Below are 17,675 nucleotides of genomic sequence, written 5' to 3' on the forward strand. Positions count from 1 at the left end.
GATGGGTGACGTCTCCCGGCTCCTCGCCGACCACGGGCCTGCCTTCTGGCAGGCCCTCTTGCTGACCTGGAAGCTCACCGCGTTCTCGTTCCTGCCCGGCTTCCTGCTGGGCGTGGTCGTCACGGTGCTCAGGTTGCTTCCGCTGCCGCCGCTGCGCTTCGTGCTGACCGCCTACGTCGAGATCTTCCGCAACATCCCCAGCGTGGCGCTGCTGATCTTCATCGTGTTCGCGCTGCCCGATCTCAACGTCGTGATCGACTATGAGCCCAGCGTGGTCCTGGCCCTGGCGCTGGTGTGTTCCGCGTTCACGGCGGACTATCTGCGCGCGGGCATCAACACCATTGCCGGCAGCCAGATCGAGGCCGCGCTCAGCCTGGGCATGCGGCCCATGCAGATCATCTCGGCCGTGGTGCTGCCGCAGGCGCTGCGCTCGGTGGTGCAGCCGATGACGTCGCTGCTCATTGCGCTGATGCTGTCCACCTCGCTGGCATCCCAGGTGCCGCTGGCGGGCCGGGAACTCACCTCGCTCGTGTCCAAGATCGCCAACGACTCCGCTGCCGGCATGGCCGCCTTCGCCGTGGCCGCCGCGATGTACGTGGCCACCGGATTGCTGATCGCCTGGGCGGGCGCCATCCTGGAAAAGAAGCTGCGGATACTGCGATGAGCCGTTCTCTGGAAGACATTCTGTTTGGCGCACCCAGCCCGCAGGCCCGGCGGGTCACGCAGGTGGCCAGCCTGATCGCGGCGGCCCTGCTGCTGGCGCTGGCCGCGGGCATCGCGCTGCGCTTTCATTCGGCAGGCCAGCTCGAGGCCCGGTTCTGGGAATTCTTCGCCTGGCCCACCACCTGGGCCTTTCTGGCCAAGGGCCTGCTCGGCACGCTGGCATCGTCGGCCATGGCCGCCGTGATTGCGCTGGCCCTGGGGCTGGTGCTGCTGGCGGGGCGCCTGGCGCGGCCCCGCATCGTGCGCTGGCCCAGCGTCGCCGTCATCGAATTCCTGCGCGGCACGCCCACGCTGCTGCTGATCTATGTCTGCTTTCTGGTGCTGCCCGCCGCCGGCATCAAGCTGAGCACCTACTGGATGCTGACCCTGCCCATAGGCCTGAGCACCGCCGCCGTGGTGGCCGAGGTCTACCGCGCGGGCGTGCTTGCCGTGCCCCGCGGCCAGACCGATGCCGCGCGAAGCCTGGGACTGACCGAGGTACAGGTCTTCCGGCTCGTCGTCTTCCCCCAGGCGGTGCGCTTCATCGTGCCGGCGCTGGTCGCGCAACTGGTCATCGTGGTCAAGGACACCACCTTCGGCTACATCGTCACCTATGGCGAGCTCATGCAGAACGCCAAGGTGCTCATTGCCAACTACCACGCGCTGGTGCCCGTGTACCTGGTGGTGGCGGTGCTCTACTGCCTTGTGAACTACGCGATATCCAGGGCGAGCAGGCGGCTGAACCGGCCCGTGCACTGAGGCCCGCCAGTGCCTGCCCTCAGGGAAGGCTCAGATCCATGCCGAGCATCCTGGCAAGGCCGAAGGTGAAGGCCAGCACGCACAGCAGCAGCAGCGTGAAGACGGCAGCGATCTTGCCGCCCGCAATGAGCAGCTCGCGCCTGTCCGCCCCCTTCTTCTTGCCTTGGTCGTAATGCCACTTGATGGCGAAGAACATAGCCGTGCCGAATACGAGCGCCTTGAACGTGACGAAGACTACGGGGATCCAATCGATCATTTTGAGAACTTCCAGCCAATGACTTGGCACTGTCCACGGTGGGGAGCCCCCCTCCCGGACATGAGAGGCAGAGCGTCAGCAACGGCCATGCAAGCACGGTGCTGCCACACCTTGTGGCGCATACTACCCAAAAGCAATTTCCATACATGGACCCCAACATCGCTGCTGAAAACCATGCAAGATGACTCTTTGCCAAGCTGGCTGCCGCGCCTGGCCGTGCAGCGCGGCCCCCGTTTTCTGCAGATTGCGGATGCCTTGCAGGCAGCGGTGGCGGACGGATCGCTGAAACCGGGTGACCGCCTGCCTCCGCAGCGCCTGCTGGCAGCGCAGCTGGATGTGGACCTGACGACCATCACCCGCGCCTACGACGAGGCCCGGCGGCGCCACCTGCTGGAGGGACGCGGCGCGCGAGGCACCTATGTCGCGGCGCCGAAGGTCGAATGGAGCTCGGTGCTCGACCTGAGCATGAACACCCCGCCGCCGCCCGAGGGCGTTGACTTCGACGACATGCTCAAACAGGGCTTGTCGCAGGTATTGATGAGGGCCGATGCCCAGCTGCTGATGACCTACCACCTGGGCGGGGGCAGCGACTCCGACCGCAAGGCCGCAGCCCAATGGCTGGAGCCGATGTTTGGGAGTCTGGATGACCGGCAGATCGTTGTCTGCCCCGGGGCGCAGGCGGCGATCGCCGCCCTGATTCTTGCGCTGACCGCGCCGGGCGACGTGATCCTGGCGGAGCCCGCCAGCTATCCCGGCCTGCGTGCCGCAGCGGCCCAGTTCGGCCGGCGCATCCTGGCGGTGCAGGCGGACAGGCAGGGGATGGTGCCGGAGATGCTGGAGCAGGCCTGCCGCGAGCACAGGCCGGCGCTGGTCTACCTCAATCCGACACTGCAGAACCCGACCGCCATCACCATGTCGGAAGGCCGGCGCAAGCAGCTGGCCAGCGTGGCCAGGCGCTGCCAGGTGCGCATCGTCGAGGACGACCCCTACTGGCTGCTGGCCGACGCCCCGCCGCCGCCCATTGCCGCATTCGCCCCGCAGCAGGTGTACTACATCTCGACCCTGTCCAAATGCCTGACGCCCGGCCTGCGCGTGGCCTTCGTGCTCATGCGCGACCCGCATGAACGCCAGCGCTTCCTGGTGGCGCTCAGGTCCTTTGCGCTGATGGCCACCCCCGTGACGGCCGCGCTGGCCACGCAGTGGATCCTCGATGGTTCGGCCGGGCAATTGATGGACGGCGTGCGCAAGGAGGCGCGCCTGCGCCACCGGATGGCCAGGGACATCCTGGCGGGGCGGTACAGCGGCGCCGGGGACGGCCTGCATGTATGGCTGGAGCTGCCGGGGTACTGGACTAGCGCCCAGCTGGCACGTGCCGCCGACAGCGAGGGCATCGCCGTCACGCCCGCGCAGGCATTCGCCACCGGCAGCGAATCCGTGAATGCCATCCGCATCTCCCTGGGCAGCATCAAGGACCGTGGACGCCTGCACGCCGGTCTTCAACGGCTGTCCCATCTGCTTGCACGGCTGCCGGAGTCGTTCAGCGCTGCCGTGGTGTAGCCGCGCCGGTCGCGGGAGCGCGGCTTGCGGCCGCAGCCGCAATCGCAATCGCGAGCGCAGCCACGACCAGCACTGCCGCGACTGCGAACGTGATCCGCATCGCGTGGGCAATGGCCCCGGGATGCGCCGCGGCGATGTCGGCCGTCCCTGACGCGAACGCGAACACCATCCCCATCACGGATGCGCCGGTGACGAGCCCAAGGTTGCGCGACAGCCCGAGCATGCCCGACATCACGCCACGCTGGTCCGCAGCGACATCGGCCATGACGGCCGTGTTGTTGGCGGCCTGGAACAGCTGGTAGCCAGGGGTCAGGACGGCGATGGCGGCAACGTAGCCCGCAACACCGAACATCGCCGCAAGCACGGACAGGGCGAATGCGCCCGCCGCCATGGCGATGAGTCCGGCGATGACCATGGGGGCAGCGCCCAGGCGATCGACGACACGGCCGGCCGGGACACCGCTCAGGATGGCGATGAACGGGCCCACCGACATCACGAGCCCGACCGTGGTTTCGTCAAGCCCGAGCCCGCGAGACAGATAGAACGGCCCGACCACCAGCGTCGCCATCATCACCGTCGAGACGAGCGCATTCATGGCCAGGCTCGCGCTGAAGCCCGGATCGCGGAACCGCTCCAATCGGATCAATGGCGATGCGGCTGCCGCCTGGGCCCTCGCGAAGAGCACGACGCCGAAGGCCGCAGCCGACAGCAAAGCCCCGTTGAGCGAACCGAAGCTTGCGCGCCCCAGCGTCATGGCGAGTGCATAGGCCACAAGCGTCAGAGCGAGCAGCAAGGTGCCCAGGTGGTCGAAGCGCGCCCGATCCGCCTGCGCCCCTTGGCGATGCACGGGCAGGTATCGATGCGCGAGAAGGAATGTCAGGACGCCCAGCGGCAGGTTGATGAGGAAGATGGCCCGCCAGCCGGGTCCGGCGATCAGATATCCGCCGAGTGCTGGACCGAGGGTGGTGCCCATCGCGGACATCGTTCCGAGCAGGCCCATCGCGCTACCGGTCCTTGCCTTCGGAACCGTCTCGGCAACCAGCGCCATGGAGAGGGCCATCATGATGGCCGCGCCCAGGCCCTGCACCGCCCGGGCGGCAATCAGCAGCCAGAGAGTGGGAGCCAGGCCGCAAAGGACCGAGGCCAGCGTGAACAGGACGATGCCGGCCAGCAGCAGCCGTCGACGGCCCAGGACATCGCCAAGCCGGCCGGCGCTGACGGTCAGGGCGGTGATGGCCAGCAGATAGGCCAGGACGATCCACTGGACCTGCTGGAAGGACGCGTTGAACGCCTGCGCGAAGGTGGGCAATCCCACGTTGGCGATGCTGGTGCCCAGCGAGGACAGCAGCATGGACAGCGAAAGGCTGGCCAGCACCCACCGGACCGGCGGCCCCTGTTGCGCACCGCCGGCCCCTGCCCCACCTGTTCCGGCACCGATCGGTTTCGACGTGGACTTCATCTTTGGCGACTCCCATATTCAAGTTCTCAGGAGCCTAGTGCCGTGCCTGGCATGGCGGAAGGCGCACTGCTCTCACTTTATTCATGCGTTTGACGCCATGTCGCTACCCGCTGTGCTACGGTCAATCCATGCCGAAGCCCGATCTCAACCTGCTTGTCACCCTGGATGTGCTCCTTGCGGAGGGAAACGTTGCGCGCGCAGCCCAGCGGTTGCGGCTGAGCCCTTCGGCAATGAGCCGGGCGCTGGCGCGGCTGCGTGAGACCACCGGCGATCCGCTGCTGGTCAGGGCCGGGCGGGGTCTCGTTCCCACACCGCGAGCGCTTGAGCTGCGCGAGCGGGTCAGCCAGCTGGTGCAGGACACGGAAGCTGTTCTGCGCCCTGCCGGGCAGCCCGACCTCGGACAACTGGTGCGCACGTTCACGCTGCGCACCAGCGAAGGCTTCGTGGAGAATTTCGGACCGGACCTCATTGCCCGCGTGGGCCAGCAAGCGCCCGGCGTACGGCTTTGCTTCGTGCAAAAGACCAACAAGGACAGCGGCCCGCTTCGCGACGGGACGGTCGACCTGGAGACCGGCGTTGTCGCAAGCACGATAGGTCCGGAGGTGCGCGCGCAGGCGCTGTTCCGAGACCGTTTCATCGGCGTCGTGCGCCAGGGCCATCCGCTGAGCCAGGGCGAGATCACACCCGCGCGCTATGCGAGCGGCAGGCATATCCTGGTGTCCCGGCGGGGGCAGGAAAAGGGGCCCATTGATGAAGCCTTGAATGCGCTCGGACTGCAGCGGCAGATCGTTGCGACCGTCGGCGGCTTTTCCAGCGCGCTGGCCCTGGCCCGCGCCAGCGACCTGATCGCCAGCGTTCCCGAACGGCACACCGGCAACCTGCGCGCGCAAATGCACAGCTTCCCCCTTCCGGTCTCCATGCCGCAGATCACGGTTTCATTGCTCTGGCATCCCAGGCTGCATGCCGATCCTGCGCACCGCTGGCTGCGCGGGTGCGTACGGGAGATTTGCGCAAAGGCTGATTCGCCATGAGCGCCCGCAGCCAGCGGGCTGCCATCGCCGCACCCATGCACCCATGCAGATACCCATGCAGATGGGCCAGCCCATCTGCAGACCAAGGCTGACCAGCGCCAGATGCAGCAGGCGCTGGAGGCCGGGATGGTTACATATGCAACAACGGGTTGCACACCTACGTGGACCGTCCTGCGCAGGCCATACCATCGCCGGCCTACAACACAGAAAGGCGCGAGGTTATGCAGGAGAGTTCTCTGGAGTGCTTCCTCTATCACAGTCAGTTGGCACCAGGGGCCGACACCACCTGCATCGCGGGCATCATCAAGACCGCACGCTCGTTCAACGGGTCGGCCGGGATCACGGGCATGCTGGTTTTCGACGGGGAACGTTTCTTTCAGTATGTCGAAGGGCCGGCACGGCAATTGGGTTTGCTGGTGGAGTCGATCTCGCGCGACGAAAGACATATCAACTTCACGCCGATGTTCCCGCAAACGCGCATTGATCAAAGGCGTTTCGCCAAGTGGTCCATGGCCTATGTGATTGTGGAAGATACAGAACATCTGGGCACGATTTCCAAGCTTGAAGGCCCTGGTGCGCTGGCCAAATTGCAGGAGCTGTTGCCGCTGCTGGATGTTCAGTAATTCCTTGGGCCAAAGCGGAGCGGGATTTTCATGATGTGGGTTCACTGAGGCAGGAAATCGATGCTCACCCGTTGGACTACCGAATCCGAGAAAGAGCAACTGCTCGGACTTCAGACCGCTGAAATCCTGGACATGACCGCCAGACGGGAATTTCAGCGCATCACCCAGCTGACCAGCCAGATGTTCATGGTGCCGATTGCCATCATCACGGTTCTGGACGAGCACAGGCAATGGTTCAAGGCGCCCGTAGGTGTGGACATGGACGGCAGCCTGCGCACGGACGCCTTCTGCGACCACACCATCAGAAACGAAGGAATCATGGTGATTCCTGACACGCACCTTGACCGCAGGTTCTCAGGCAATGCGCTGGTAACCGGCCAACCGAACATCAGGTTCTATGCCGGCGTTCCCCTGATCATGAAATCCGGCCATGCCATCGGCAGCCTGTGCATCATCGATACCCGACCCAGAACCTTCTCTGAAGAGCAAGGCCGGCAACTGGCCGCCATGGCTGCGATAGTGCAGGCTCAGATCCAATACCATCACAGCATTGGAAAAGTAGACGAGGTCACGGGCTTGCAAAATCGCTCGCAGCTCCAGTCCGACCTGAACAGCCTTTGCATTGTGGCCCCGCAGGAGGCACGCAGCCTGGTATTGATGGAAGCGATCAACCATTGCAGCCTGCTGGAAATGAGCAATGCGCTGGGCTTGAATTATGTCGAGCAGCTCCTGCGTGACATTGCGAAGGCCGTCACGGACATGACGGGACCGCGCGCAACCGTGTACCACGTGGGCTTGGCCAGGTTTGCATGGATCATCAGCGCAGGCAGGCAAGAAGATGAAGAGGCCCTGGTCAGGCAATTGCTGAAACACCTGCAAAAGCCCATCACCAGTGCCGATCTCCGGTTCGAACTTCAGCCCCGGGCAGGCGTGGTGCGGTTCCGCCTGGCCCAGGCCGAGGTCGATGATGTCATTCGCAAGGCCATGGTGTCCGTGCAGCAGGCTGGCCACGACCATCGGTCACTTCACCGCTATGAGGAGAACGAGGACAGCCGCCAGCGAAGATCCTATCGGCTATTGCGGGACTTTGGGCATGCGCTGGACAAGGGGCAGCTGCGGCTGGTGTACCAGCCCAAATTCGACAACCGCAGTTTCAGCTGCAAGGGGCTGGAGGCGCTCATCCGCTGGAAGCACCCGGAAATGGGGGAAATCCCGCCCAGCGAATTCATCCCCCTGGTGGAAGCCACGCCGTTGATCCATGGCCTGACGCGGTTCGTGATCAAAACGGCGCTGGCGCAGGTTGCGGCCTGGAAAGCGGAAAGTCTCGACCTCCAGGTCTCCATCAATGTCTCGCCGCGCAATCTGGACGAGGTCGATTTTCCGGACTACCTCAACGCCATGTGCAGTCAATATGGCGTTGCCCTGGAAAATATCGTGATCGAGTGCACCGAAAGCGATGTGCTGACAGGCCATGGCACGGTCCAGGCGCTTCAGCACATCAGAAAACTCGGAATCCAGGTCGCACTGGATGATTTTGGTGCCGCCTACTCCAATCTTGCGTCACTCAAGAATCTGCCTGCCGAGATATTGAAGATAGACCGCTCCATGGTCTGCGACGTCGATACCAATGAACGGGCGCTGGCCGTGCTCAAATCCATCATGACCATGGCCTCGGACCTTGGCTACCGCCTTGTGGCAGAAGGCGTTGACAGCGCCGAAGTCTTCGATCTGCTGGTTTCGCTGGGGTTCGATGAGATACAGGGCTACTATTTCAGCAGGCCCATGGAGGCATCGGAAATCAGGAAGTTCGTCGAAGAGCGCAATCGATACGCACAGGGGAAATGAAGGGCCTTGCCCATGGCATGCCGGGCGCAGGCGCAGGCAATTGGCGGGACGACTGTAGGCAGTCTCCTCACCGTGGCGCTGGATCGGCTGACATGGCTTTGCTTGGTTTTCCGATCTCGCCGCTGCCGGGCTGCGCTCCTAATGAGGGCTTCAAATTTTGTTTTCCAGGAGTTCTCTATGACAGGTCTCAAGACGCTGAAGATGGGTTTGATCGCAACCGCGCTGATCGCAGCCACGGCCTCGACCAGCTGGGCACAGCCCGTGGCGGGCACCACCACCTTGGGCGTGGCGGCCACCGAAGTCCAGGCCGTGGCCACGGGCTGGAGCCTGAAGAAGTCCGTGCTGGGCAAGAGCGTCTACAACGAGGAAGGCAAGGCCGTGGGCAAGATCGACGACGTGATCGTCGCACCCGACAAGGCGGTCTCCTACGCCATCGTCGGCGCCGGCGGCTTCCTGGGCATGGGCAAGCATGACGTGGCCATTCCGGTGAACCAGTTCCGCGTGGAAAACAACAAGATCACGCTGCCCGGCGCCACCAAGGACGCGCTGAAGGCGCTGCCCAAATTCGAGTACGCCAAGAAGTAAGCCGGGCGCGCGCCCTGCTTCTTTGACAAGCCCTGCGTTGCAGGGCTTTTTCGTGGGCGGCCGTGCAGGACCATATGATCGCGGCGGATCAGATTCATACCAAAAAATATCCGCGAGTCAATGAAAACAATCGTCGCCGTATCCTTGGAAATATCGCTGTGCATTCAGGCATTGCCCTGCCTTGCAGACAACAGCAATGGAAAGCAGCTCTACCTGTCCAGATGCGCCATGTGCCACGGGGCAGACGCCAAGGGTACGGGCCCGCTGGCCAACAAGAGCAATCCACCCACCCCCGACCTGGCGACCGCCGCGTTCAGAAAAAGGCTCCATGACTATCCGGGCGTGATCGTCTCGTCCGTCATTCTTCGCCCCAATGGCGACCTGATTCCCAGGACCTTGCGGGAAAACGGGGTGAAGGTGCCGCCCCATGCCTGGACCGTGAAGGATTTCCGCGACCTCAATGAATACTTCAGTGGCCTGGTTGCGAAGAAGTAGCCCTATATATCGAGTTTCTGCGCGCGCATATGCTCGCGCACCGCATCGACCAGGATGCTGGCCAGCCGGTCCACGGGCGCCGGCGCATCGAGCGTGGCACGGCCCAGGATCAGATCCATGGACGGCAGGGCCGGCAGGCCCAGGGCCTGCGCATCCAGCGGCTTGACGTGCGCGGGCAGGCCGAACGGCGTGCGCACGGACAGGCCCAGGCCTGCAGCCGTGGCGGCCCAGACGGCGGACAGGCTGGCACTGTTGAAGGCATGGCGCCAGGCCATGCCCTTCTTGTCCAGCGCAGCCGTCACGATGTCCCGCAAGGGGCAAGGCGCATCGAGCATGGCCAGGGGCAGCACGTCGTCGTCCTGCGCTGCACCACTGCGCCAGCGTGCCCAGCCGGCGTCGGCCGCGTCCATGGATGCCGGGCCAATCCACTGGAGCGGCAGCCGCATGATGTGCTCCCCATGCACGCACGCGTGGTTCACGCCCGCATCCCATAGCAGGGCCAGGTCGAATTGCCCGAGGGCGATGCGCTCGCGCAGTTCATCGCTGCGGGCCACGCTGGCTTCGATGCGCACATGGGGATGGGCGCGCGCGAACTGCCCCAGCACATGGGGCAGCACGCTTTCGCCCAGGTCCTCCTGCAGGCCCAGGCGCACCAGGCCCCGCAGTTCGCTGCCGCGCACGGCCGCCACGGCGCGGTCGTTGAGTTCGAGCAGGCGCAGCGCGTAGCCGCGCAGGGTTTCTCCGGCCTCCGTCAGCACCAGCCCCCGGCCGGACTTGCGCAGCAAGGGCGTGCCGCATTGGGATTCCAGCTTCTTGAGCTGGGCGCTGACGGCCGAGGTGGAGCGGCCGAGCTTGTCCGCGGCGCGGGCAAAACTGCCCAGTTCGACGCCGGTGCAAAACGTGCGCAGCACATCCAGGTCATAGAGCACACGTGTCATTGCCAAGCCTTCATCGTGCTAAAAAACTGGATTATAGATACGAAATTATTTGATTTTCAGGATGGTTGGGGCTGACCATACTGCCGGCCATGACCTCTTCTCCTGCCGGCCGCAGCGCCAATCCCAGCCCCTTGGCTTCCCCCCACCCGCCCCGCCACCGATGGAAGGTGCTGGCCGCTGGCGTCATCGCCAACGCCGCGTTTTCCGTGGCTTTCAGCGGCATCCCCATGACGGCCATCCTCATGCGTTCGGGCTACCAGCTGGACACGCAGACGCTGGGCCTGGCGCTGGGGCTGATGGGCCTGGGCATTGCGCTCAGCGAACTGCCCTGGGGCCTGCTGACGGACCGCTGGGGCGACCGGCCGGTGCTGCTGCTGGGCCTGTGCGGCACGGCCTTGGCCCTGGCGGCGATGGCGCTCTGGGCCTCGCCATCGCCGGACCATATCCCTTCGTTCGGCCTGCTGGCCGGCGGGCTGGTGCTGGTGGGCCTGCTGGGCGGCAGCGTCAACGGTGCCAGTGGCCGGGCCGTCATGGGCTGGTTTGCCGAAGGCGAGCGCGGCCTGGCCATGAGCATCCGCCAGACCGCCGTGCCCTTGGGCGGCGCCATTGGCGCCCCCTTGCTGACCGGCCTGGCCACGCATGCAGGCTTTGCCGCCGTCTATGGCGTGCTGGCGGCGCTGTGCCTGGCGGCGGCGGTGTTTGCAGCGCTGTGGATTCAGGAGCCATCGCATGCACCGGCCTCAGGCAAGGCCGCTGCGCCAGGCCGGGCCGGGCCATCCGCGCCAGGGCCCCTGCGCGATCGGCAAGCCTGGCGCATGGCCGCCGGCATCGGCATCCTGTGCGCCCCGCAGTTCGCCGTGCTCTCGTTCGGAACGGTGTTTCTGCATGACCATGCCCACCTGGGGCTGGGCGTGGCGGCGGCCGTCATGTCGGTCGTGCAGCTCGCCTCCATGGCCCTGCGCATCTGCAGCGGCCGCTGGACTGACAGGCGCCAGAACCGCCCGGCCTTTCTGCGCGCCTGCTGCCAGCTCACCCTGGCGTTGTTCGCGGGCATGGCGGCCCTGAGCTGGAGCAGCCATCCGGGCGCATCGGCAGTGTCGCCCGCCATGGGCCTGGTGCTGATGGTGATGCTGGGCGTGTGCGGTATCTGCGTGTCCGCCTGGCACGGCGTTGCCTACACGCAGTTGGCCGGGCTGGCCGGCGCGGCCCGCGCGGGCACGGCGCTGGGCATGGCCAATACCTCGGTGTTCGCGGTGTGCTTCCTGGTGCCGCTGGCCGTTCCGCACTTGCTGTCGGCCCAGGGCTGGGGGCTGGTCTGGGCCTGCGCGGCGGCCTGCGCGGGCTGGGCCATGCATCTGTTTGCACGGGCCGGGGCGGCCGGCAACCCCGGGGCCACGCAGGGGGCGTTATTGAACGAGAATACCGGCTGTCTTCCCACGGCCTCCTCGCACCGACCATGACCATCGCCCACTGGCTTGTTTTCTGCGGCGTCTCGCTGCTGATGTGCTTCACCCCCGGCCCGGCAGTGCTGCTGGCCATCTCCAACTCGGTGGACGTGGGCGCCAGGCGAACGGCCCTGAGTTCGCTGGGCAGCTCGGTGGGCATCTTCGTGGTCTCCGGGCTGGCCATGATCGGCATGGGCACCATTCTCAGCATGTCGGCCCACGCATTTCTGGTCATGAAGGTGGCAGGCGCCATGTACCTGATCTGGCTGGGCGTCAAGCGCTGGCGCAGCAAGGACGCGCTGCTGGGCAGCGACGCCGGCCTGGCGCCTGCCCACCGGCGTGAACGCGGTAACTGGCAGCTGGTGGCGCAGGGCCTGGGCGTGTCGCTGACCAATCCCAAGGCCATCCTGTTCTTCTCCGCGCTGTTCCCGCAATTCGTCATCCCGGGCGAGCCGCTGCTCACGCAGTACCTGGTGCTGACCACCACGTTCGCGGTGTGCGCCCTGATCTCGCACGCCTGCTATGTGCTGCTGATCTCCATGATCAAGGGCCACGTGCTGGCGCACGCCAGGCTGTTCAACCGCATCGTGGGCGGCACCTTCATCGCGCTGGGCCTGGGATTGCTCAGGACGCGGCACAAGCTGGGCTGAGTGCGGGCCAGGGCTTCGCACTGGCCGTTCAACAGCTGTCGGATCAACCCGGCAAGCCCAGCCGCTCGCTCACCACCCGCTTGATCAGCTGCTCTGCAAAGCGCGTGACGCGGGTGGACGGGCGTGCGCGCGGAATGGCCAGCACCAGGCGGTTGCGCACGACGGGCGAGATGATCTGCGCGATCGACAGCTGCGAAGGCGAGGCCGTGCCCTGGATGGCGCTCAGCGGCAGCACGGAGTCGCCCATGCCCCGGGCCACCAGCGAGAGCACGGTGTGCACGGAATCGACCTCGGCCAGCATGTGCAGCGGCACGCCGCGCGGCACGGTGTAGCTCTCCAGCAGCTTGCGCAGCGCGTTGGGGCCGCGCGCCATGACGAGCTTGCGCTGGGACAGCGCCGCCATGCGGACCTTGGCGGGCAGCGCATGCCTGCTGACCAGCACCAGTGGCTCGCGCAGCAGGGTCTCCGTGGTGATCTGCGGCGAGTGCGGGGGATCGAACAGCAGGGCCATGTCCACGCGCCCGGCGATCAGCCATTCGCGCAGGCTGATGCTCAGGTTCTCCTCGATGGAGATGGTGACGTCGGGGTACTGCTGCAAAAAGCCCTGCACCAGGTCTGCGGCGATGGAGCGCGCCACCCAGGGCGGCAGGCCGATGCTGATGCGCCCGCGCGGGCTGCGCAGCCGGTCCTGCATGTCCGATTCGGCCTGCGCGGCCAGCGCAAAGATGCCGGCCGCATGCTGCAGCAGCGCCTGGCCCGGCTCGGTCAGCACCACGCCGCGCCCGGTGCGCTCCAGCAGCCGCTGTCCCAGCTCCCCCTCCAGCAACAGCACCTGTCGGCTGAGGGCCGGTTGCGACAAATGCAGGGCGGCGGCGGCGCGGCTGAAGCTGCCGGCCTCGGCCACCGCAGCGAAATAGCTCAGGCGCGTCAGGTCCATGGTTCTCCTTGGCAAGGGCTTTCAGCATGCTTTTGGCTGATAGCAGGTATCAGCCAAGTCTATGCCTCATTCGCGGCAAGCCCGCCCACAATCGCCACAAGCCTTCGCTGTCGCTGCCTTGTTGCAAAGCCCCATGCCTGAACTCACCTACGCCCTGTCCCCCTCCAAGCCCGCGCTGCAGCTGCCTGCGGGCGCCTGCGATACCCATGTGCATGTGTTCGGTCCCGGCACCCAGTTTCCCTATGCGGCCGGGCGCAGCTTCACCCCGGCGGACGCGGGCAAGCACACGCTGTTTGCACTGCACCGCCACCTGGGCGTGTCGCGCTGCGTGATCGTGCAGTCCGCCTGCCACGGCCTGGACAACAGTGCGGTGCAGGACGCGATTGCCGCCGGTGGCGGCAACTACCTGGGCGTGGCGCTGGTGGCCGCCGATGTGTCCGATGGCGAGCTGGCGCGGCTGGCGGGTGCGGGGTTCCGGGGCGTGCGCTTCAACTTCATGCGGCACCTGGCCGGCGCCTGCATTGAAGACGTTCTGGCACTGACCCCGCGCCTGGCCGCGGCCGGCCTGCATCTGCAGGTGCATTTCGAAAGCAGCCTGGTGCATACGGTGGGCCGGCAGTTGCAGGCCAGTGCCGTGCCCGTGGTGATCGACCACATGGGGCGCGTGGATGCGCGCCTGGGCGCAGGGCATGCAGATTTCCAGGCGCTGATGCAGCTGCTGGCCGACCAGCCGCAGTTCCACGTCAAGGTCAGCGGCGTGGACCGCATCGACAGCCAGCCGCCCTATGCCCAGGGCAAGCCGCTGGCGCGCCTGCTGGTGGAGCGCTTTCCCACGCAATGCCTGTGGGGCACGGACTGGCCCCACCCCAACCACACGCACGTGCCCGACGACGGCCTGCTGGTCGATGCGCTGGCCGACATCGCGCCCACGCCAGCGCTGCGGCAGGCCCTGCTGGTGGACAACCCGCAGCGGCTGTACCGGTTCTGAGGACCGCACACGGCGCCCGTCGCCTGTGGCTCATCGCCGGTCGCCCTGCCCACAGATACCCATAAAAGGAGACATCCATGACAAGCATCCCTTCCACCCGCCGCAGGCGCTGCCTGTCCATGGCGCTGGCGGCCCTGGCGCCCCTCGCTGCCCTGGTTTGCGCCGTATGGCCCGCGCTTGCGCCCGCGCAGCCGCAGATGACGCGCATCGTCGTGGCCTTTCCGCCGGGCGGCCCGGTGGACTTCGTGGCGCGCACGCTGGCCGAGCAGTTGGGCAAGGAGCTGGGCAGCATCGTCGTGGTCGAGAACAAGGCCGGTGCCAACGGCGCCATTGCGGCCGAATACGTATCGCGCGCACAGCCGGACACGCGCACGCTGTGGCTGACCAGCGTGGGCGCCGTGGCCATCAACCCGGCGCTGTACCCCAAGCTCGGCTACAAGCCGGCCACCGACCTCGCACCGGTGTCGCTGGTGGTCAGCAACGTGGAGATGCTGGTGGTCAACGCCAAGGCGCCCTACGGCAACGGCGCGCAGTTCGTGGCAGCCGCACGCCAGGCCCGTACACCGCTGACCATGGCCTCGTCCGGCACGGGCAGCGTGCCGCACCTGGCCATGGAATTGCTCAAAGAGCATGCGGGCATCCAGCTCGCCCACATTCCCTACAAGGGCGCCGCGCCCGCCATCACGGATGTGGTGGCGGGCCATGTCGATGGTTTCTTTGGCGACATTCCCGGGCTGATCGGACAGATCTCCGCCGGCAAGCTCAAGCCCGTTGCCATTGCCGCCAGCCGGCGCCACCCGCGCTTTCCCGAGGTCAGGACCTTTGCCGAGATCGGCATCACCGGCGTGGATTCGGACAACTGGTACGCCCTGTTCGCCCCCAAGGGCACGCCAGCGGCCGAGACCGAAAAAATGAGCCAGGCCGTGCAGCGGGCGCTGAACACGCCCTCGGTCAAAAGCCGCCTGGAAGCCGCTGGCACCGAAGTCGTGGGCAGCACGCCGGCCGAGCTGGCCAGGGCGCTGCAGGCCGACACCCTCAAATGGAGCCGCGTGGTACGCGCCAACGGCATCACCCCCGACTGAAGCGAGCCCCCATGAGAATCCAACCCGTACTCCCCGGAACCCGCCCCGAACTGGCGGCTGTGGAATCGCGCATCCTGGCCGAACGCGGCCGCATTTCCGAGCTGTACCAGGTGCTGCTCAACAGCCCGCCCATCGCCCACGGATGGGAGCAGATGCTGTCGGCCGTGCGCAATCGCAGCAGCCTGGATGCAGGGCTGCGCGAGCTGGTCATCCTGCGCGTGGCCGTGCTCAACGGCGCGCCCTATGAATTCAATGCCCATGTGCCCCATGCCCACAAGGCGGGCAAGAGCGATGCGGCCATCGAGGCGACCCGCAGCATCCCCTGCGCCGCGGATGCGCCGTGGACCGAGCAAGAGCACCTTGCCATCCGCCTGACCGATGCCATGACGCGCGACATCACCGTCGCCGACGCGCTGTTCGCCCAGGTGCAGGCCCGCTTCAGCGCGCAGGAGCAGGTGGACCTGGTGGCCACCATCGCGGCCTACAACATGGTCTCGCGCTTTCTCACCGCATTCCATATCGGGCACTGAAGGCATGGCTGATTCCCGCATACCTGCCGACTGCCTGCTGCTGCGATGGACGATGGCAGCGCCCTGCCTGGCAAGCGCCAAGGCACTCGCAAGAAGCGCCTACGGTCCTGCGTTTGGCGACGCCCTCACCCAGGCGGCAGGCCTGGGCGTGCGCCTGACCGTCCAGCGATTCGCCTGGTCGGCCAGCACGGGGCGCATCTACGTCTATGTGGAGCTGCCGGGCCGCATCGGCGTCTCGCGGCCTGCAGTGCTTGCCGTGCAGGCGGCGGCGCAGGCCATGCTGCCGGCCGCATCAAACCTTGGGGCGTCCAGGCTGACGCTGGCCTTCGACCGGCCCGGCGCCTCGCACGGGCAGCAGCGCCATGCCCACTACACGGTGGAGATGGACCCGGCCGAAGGCTGGGCGCCCGAGATCTTTCGCTGGTACGACGAAGAACACATGCCGGGCCTGGCCGCCGTGCAGGGCAACATCCATTCACGCCGCTACCTGAACCACGACGGCGGCCCGCTGTCCCTGGCCTGCTATGACCTGCAAAACCCCGGCGTGCTGGGCTGCCCGGCCTGGCTGCAGGTGCGCGCCACGGCCTGGAGCGACATCACGCGGCCGCATTTCACGCACACCGTGCGCACCATGTTCGCGACCGTGGACGCGGGGGATGCGGCCTGGCCGCCCTATTGAGCGCCCTATTGAGCGCCCTATTGAGCGCCCTATTGACCGCCCTGCCCGGGAATCAGCAGCAGCTTGCCCACGCTCTGGCCCGACTCCATGCGCCGGTGCGCCTGCGCGGCCTCGGCCAGCGGCCAGGTGCTGTCGATCACGGGGCGGATGGTGCCGGCAGCCAGCGCGGGCAGCCAGCGCTGGGCAAAGCGCCGGACCATGGCCTGCTTGACTTCGGGCGGGCGCGACTTCATCACCGTGCCGAAGATCCTCAGGTGCCTGTACAGCAGCACGTCCATGGGCACGGCCGCCGCCAGCGCGCCGCCCAGCAGGCCCACGCAGACCATGCGCCCGCCCATGGCCATCGAGCGCAGGTTGCGCTCCAGATACGGGGCGCCGATGAAGTCCACCACCACATCCACACCCTGGCCGCCGGTCTGCTCGGCCACCACGGCCTGGAAGTCTTCGCTGCGGTAGTCGATGAACACGTCGGCGCCAAGGCCCATGACAGCCGCCCGCTTGTCGCCGCTGGCCGTGGCGAACACGCGCGCCCCGGCCGCATGCGCCAGCTGCACCGCCGCCGAGCCCACGCCGCTGCCGGCCGCGTGGATGAGCACGGCTTCGCCAGGCTGCAGTTGGGCCAGGTGGAACAGCGCCTCATGCGCCGTCACGAAGACTTCGGCCACCGCGCCGGCATCCGTCAGCGAAAGGCCCTCGGGCACATGCATGGCCATGCGGTGGTCGATGCGCGACAGCTCGGCATAGGCGCCGCCGCCCACGATGCCCATGACGCGGTCGCCCACGGCGAAGCCCTGCACCTCGGCGCCCACTTGCACCACCGTGCCGGCGATCTCCAGGCCCATGAGGTCGGATTCGCCAAAGTGGGCGCGGCCATAGGCGCCCTTGCGGTGCGAGACATCGGCACGGTTCACGCCGATGGAGGCATTGCGCACCAGAAGGTCATGGGGCCGGACTTCGGGCCGGGCCACGTCGCGGACCACGAGCACTTCGGGGCCGCCGAAATCGTCGAAAACAATGGCTTGCATGCGGGCGTCGTCATTCATGGCGAAAGAGTGTCCAAAAACAGGTTGAAGAAACGAATGCCCCAAGCTTACGACTGCCGCCAGCCGCTCGA

19 protein-coding genes are annotated in these 17,675 nt (G+C 66.5%); 14 read left to right on the forward strand and 5 right to left on the reverse strand.

All coding sequences use genetic code 11. The features are described 5' to 3' along the window. Position 1 precedes the first annotated feature (1 nt). Together ACF8NF_RS11680 and ACF8NF_RS11685 are read left to right on the forward strand one after the other, a co-directional pair. Positions 2-664 carry an amino acid ABC transporter permease gene (locus ACF8NF_RS11680; RefSeq protein WP_034348097.1) on the forward strand — a complete coding sequence of 221 codons (663 nt, stop codon included), beginning with the start codon at positions 2-4 and terminating at the stop codon, positions 662-664. Next, positions 661-1,461: an amino acid ABC transporter permease gene (locus ACF8NF_RS11685; RefSeq protein WP_016446389.1), complete on the forward strand. Its 801-nt coding sequence runs from the start codon at positions 661-663 to the stop codon at positions 1,459-1,461. The genes ACF8NF_RS11680 and ACF8NF_RS11685 overlap by 4 nt, the downstream gene beginning before the upstream one ends. Before the next feature lie 19 nt (positions 1,462-1,480). Here ACF8NF_RS11685 and ACF8NF_RS11690 read toward each other — a convergent pair whose 3' ends face one another. Continuing rightward, positions 1,481-1,717 carry a hypothetical protein gene (locus ACF8NF_RS11690; protein ID WP_016446390.1) on the reverse strand — a complete coding sequence of 79 codons (237 nt, stop codon included), beginning with the start codon at positions 1,715-1,717 and terminating at the stop codon, positions 1,481-1,483. Between the two features lie 174 nt (positions 1,718-1,891). On the opposite strand from ACF8NF_RS11690, the gene ACF8NF_RS11695 reads away from it, so the two are divergent. Further along, complete coding sequence (locus tag ACF8NF_RS11695) at positions 1,892-3,274, forward strand: PLP-dependent aminotransferase family protein (protein ID WP_016446391.1); 1,383 nt, start codon at positions 1,892-1,894, stop codon at positions 3,272-3,274. Here the strand turns inward: ACF8NF_RS11695 and ACF8NF_RS11700 are convergent. Beyond that, positions 3,255-4,733, reverse strand: coding sequence for an MFS transporter (locus ACF8NF_RS11700; RefSeq protein ID WP_392450627.1), 1,479 nt, complete (start codon positions 4,731-4,733; stop codon positions 3,255-3,257). The two genes, ACF8NF_RS11695 and ACF8NF_RS11700, sit on opposite strands and share 20 nt — an antisense overlap. Positions 4,734-4,861: 128 nt before the next feature. Between ACF8NF_RS11700 and ACF8NF_RS11705 the strand changes: the two genes are divergently transcribed. The 5 genes from ACF8NF_RS11705 to ACF8NF_RS11725 all read left to right on the forward strand — a co-directional run bounded on the left by ACF8NF_RS11705 (position 4,862) and on the right by ACF8NF_RS11725 (position 9,312). Beyond that, entirely contained in the window at positions 4,862-5,764 is a 903-nt protein-coding gene (locus ACF8NF_RS11705) for a LysR family transcriptional regulator (protein WP_046238351.1), read from the forward strand. A 149-nt stretch (positions 5,765-5,913) separates the two neighbouring features. After that, on the forward strand, positions 5,914-6,387 hold the full coding sequence (locus ACF8NF_RS11710; protein ID WP_223275322.1) for a BLUF domain-containing protein: 474 nt from the start codon (positions 5,914-5,916) through the stop codon (positions 6,385-6,387). A 60-nt stretch (positions 6,388-6,447) separates the two neighbouring features. Next, positions 6,448-8,232 carry a putative bifunctional diguanylate cyclase/phosphodiesterase gene (locus tag ACF8NF_RS11715; protein WP_392450628.1) on the forward strand — a complete coding sequence of 595 codons (1,785 nt, stop codon included), beginning with the start codon at positions 6,448-6,450 and terminating at the stop codon, positions 8,230-8,232. 177 nt (positions 8,233-8,409) lie between these two features. Next, the gene (locus ACF8NF_RS11720; protein WP_016446396.1) at positions 8,410-8,817 is read left to right on the forward strand and encodes a PRC-barrel domain-containing protein; all 408 of its coding nucleotides are present in this window, start codon (positions 8,410-8,412) and stop codon (positions 8,815-8,817) included. A 120-nt stretch (positions 8,818-8,937) separates the two neighbouring features. Beyond that, positions 8,938-9,312 carry a c-type cytochrome gene (locus tag ACF8NF_RS11725; RefSeq protein ID WP_392450629.1) on the forward strand — a complete coding sequence of 125 codons (375 nt, stop codon included), beginning with the start codon at positions 8,938-8,940 and terminating at the stop codon, positions 9,310-9,312. A 2-nt stretch (positions 9,313-9,314) separates the two neighbouring features. Here ACF8NF_RS11725 and ACF8NF_RS11730 read toward each other — a convergent pair whose 3' ends face one another. After that, positions 9,315-10,250, reverse strand: coding sequence for a LysR substrate-binding domain-containing protein (locus ACF8NF_RS11730; RefSeq protein WP_016446398.1), 936 nt, complete (start codon positions 10,248-10,250; stop codon positions 9,315-9,317). Positions 10,251-10,339: 89 nt separating this feature from the next. Between ACF8NF_RS11730 and ACF8NF_RS11735 the strand changes: the two genes are divergently transcribed. Together ACF8NF_RS11735 and ACF8NF_RS11740 are read left to right on the forward strand one after the other, a co-directional pair. After that, complete coding sequence (locus ACF8NF_RS11735; protein ID WP_392450630.1) at positions 10,340-11,710, forward strand: MFS transporter; 1,371 nt, start codon at positions 10,340-10,342, stop codon at positions 11,708-11,710. Continuing rightward, entirely contained in the window at positions 11,707-12,345 is a 639-nt protein-coding gene (locus ACF8NF_RS11740; protein ID WP_016451462.1) for a LysE family translocator, read from the forward strand. Before ACF8NF_RS11735 ends, ACF8NF_RS11740 begins: the two co-directional genes overlap by 4 nt. A gap of 43 nt (positions 12,346-12,388) precedes the next feature. Here the strand turns inward: ACF8NF_RS11740 and ACF8NF_RS11745 are convergent, their stop codons facing one another. Then, entirely contained in the window at positions 12,389-13,282 is an 894-nt protein-coding gene (locus ACF8NF_RS11745) for a LysR family transcriptional regulator (RefSeq protein ID WP_016446401.1), read from the reverse strand. A gap of 133 nt (positions 13,283-13,415) precedes the next feature. On the opposite strand from ACF8NF_RS11745, the gene ACF8NF_RS11750 reads away from it, so the two are divergent. From ACF8NF_RS11750 to ACF8NF_RS11765, 4 genes are all read left to right on the forward strand, one after another. Next, entirely contained in the window at positions 13,416-14,270 is an 855-nt protein-coding gene (locus ACF8NF_RS11750; RefSeq protein ID WP_034366747.1) for an amidohydrolase, read from the forward strand. Positions 14,271-14,347: 77 nt separating this feature from the next. After that, complete coding sequence (locus tag ACF8NF_RS11755) at positions 14,348-15,352, forward strand: Bug family tripartite tricarboxylate transporter substrate binding protein (RefSeq protein WP_392450631.1); 1,005 nt, start codon at positions 14,348-14,350, stop codon at positions 15,350-15,352. Between the two features lie 11 nt (positions 15,353-15,363). Beyond that, a complete protein-coding gene (locus ACF8NF_RS11760; RefSeq protein ID WP_016451460.1) occupies positions 15,364-15,882 on the forward strand; it encodes a carboxymuconolactone decarboxylase family protein in 519 nt (172 codons plus the stop codon). A gap of 4 nt (positions 15,883-15,886) precedes the next feature. Continuing rightward, the gene (locus ACF8NF_RS11765; protein WP_392450632.1) at positions 15,887-16,561 is read left to right on the forward strand and encodes a hypothetical protein; all 675 of its coding nucleotides are present in this window, start codon (positions 15,887-15,889) and stop codon (positions 16,559-16,561) included. 29 nt (positions 16,562-16,590) lie between these two features. Here the strand turns inward: ACF8NF_RS11765 and ACF8NF_RS11770 are convergent, their stop codons facing one another. Beyond that, positions 16,591-17,586, reverse strand: a complete 996-nt coding sequence (locus ACF8NF_RS11770) for an NAD(P)H-quinone oxidoreductase (protein WP_392450633.1) — start codon at positions 17,584-17,586, stop codon at positions 16,591-16,593. Positions 17,587-17,675 lie beyond the last annotated feature (89 nt).

This window comes from Delftia sp. WSY_22, assembly GCF_043104185.1.
Lineage (GTDB): Bacteria > Pseudomonadota > Gammaproteobacteria > Burkholderiales > Burkholderiaceae_C > Comamonas > Comamonas tsuruhatensis.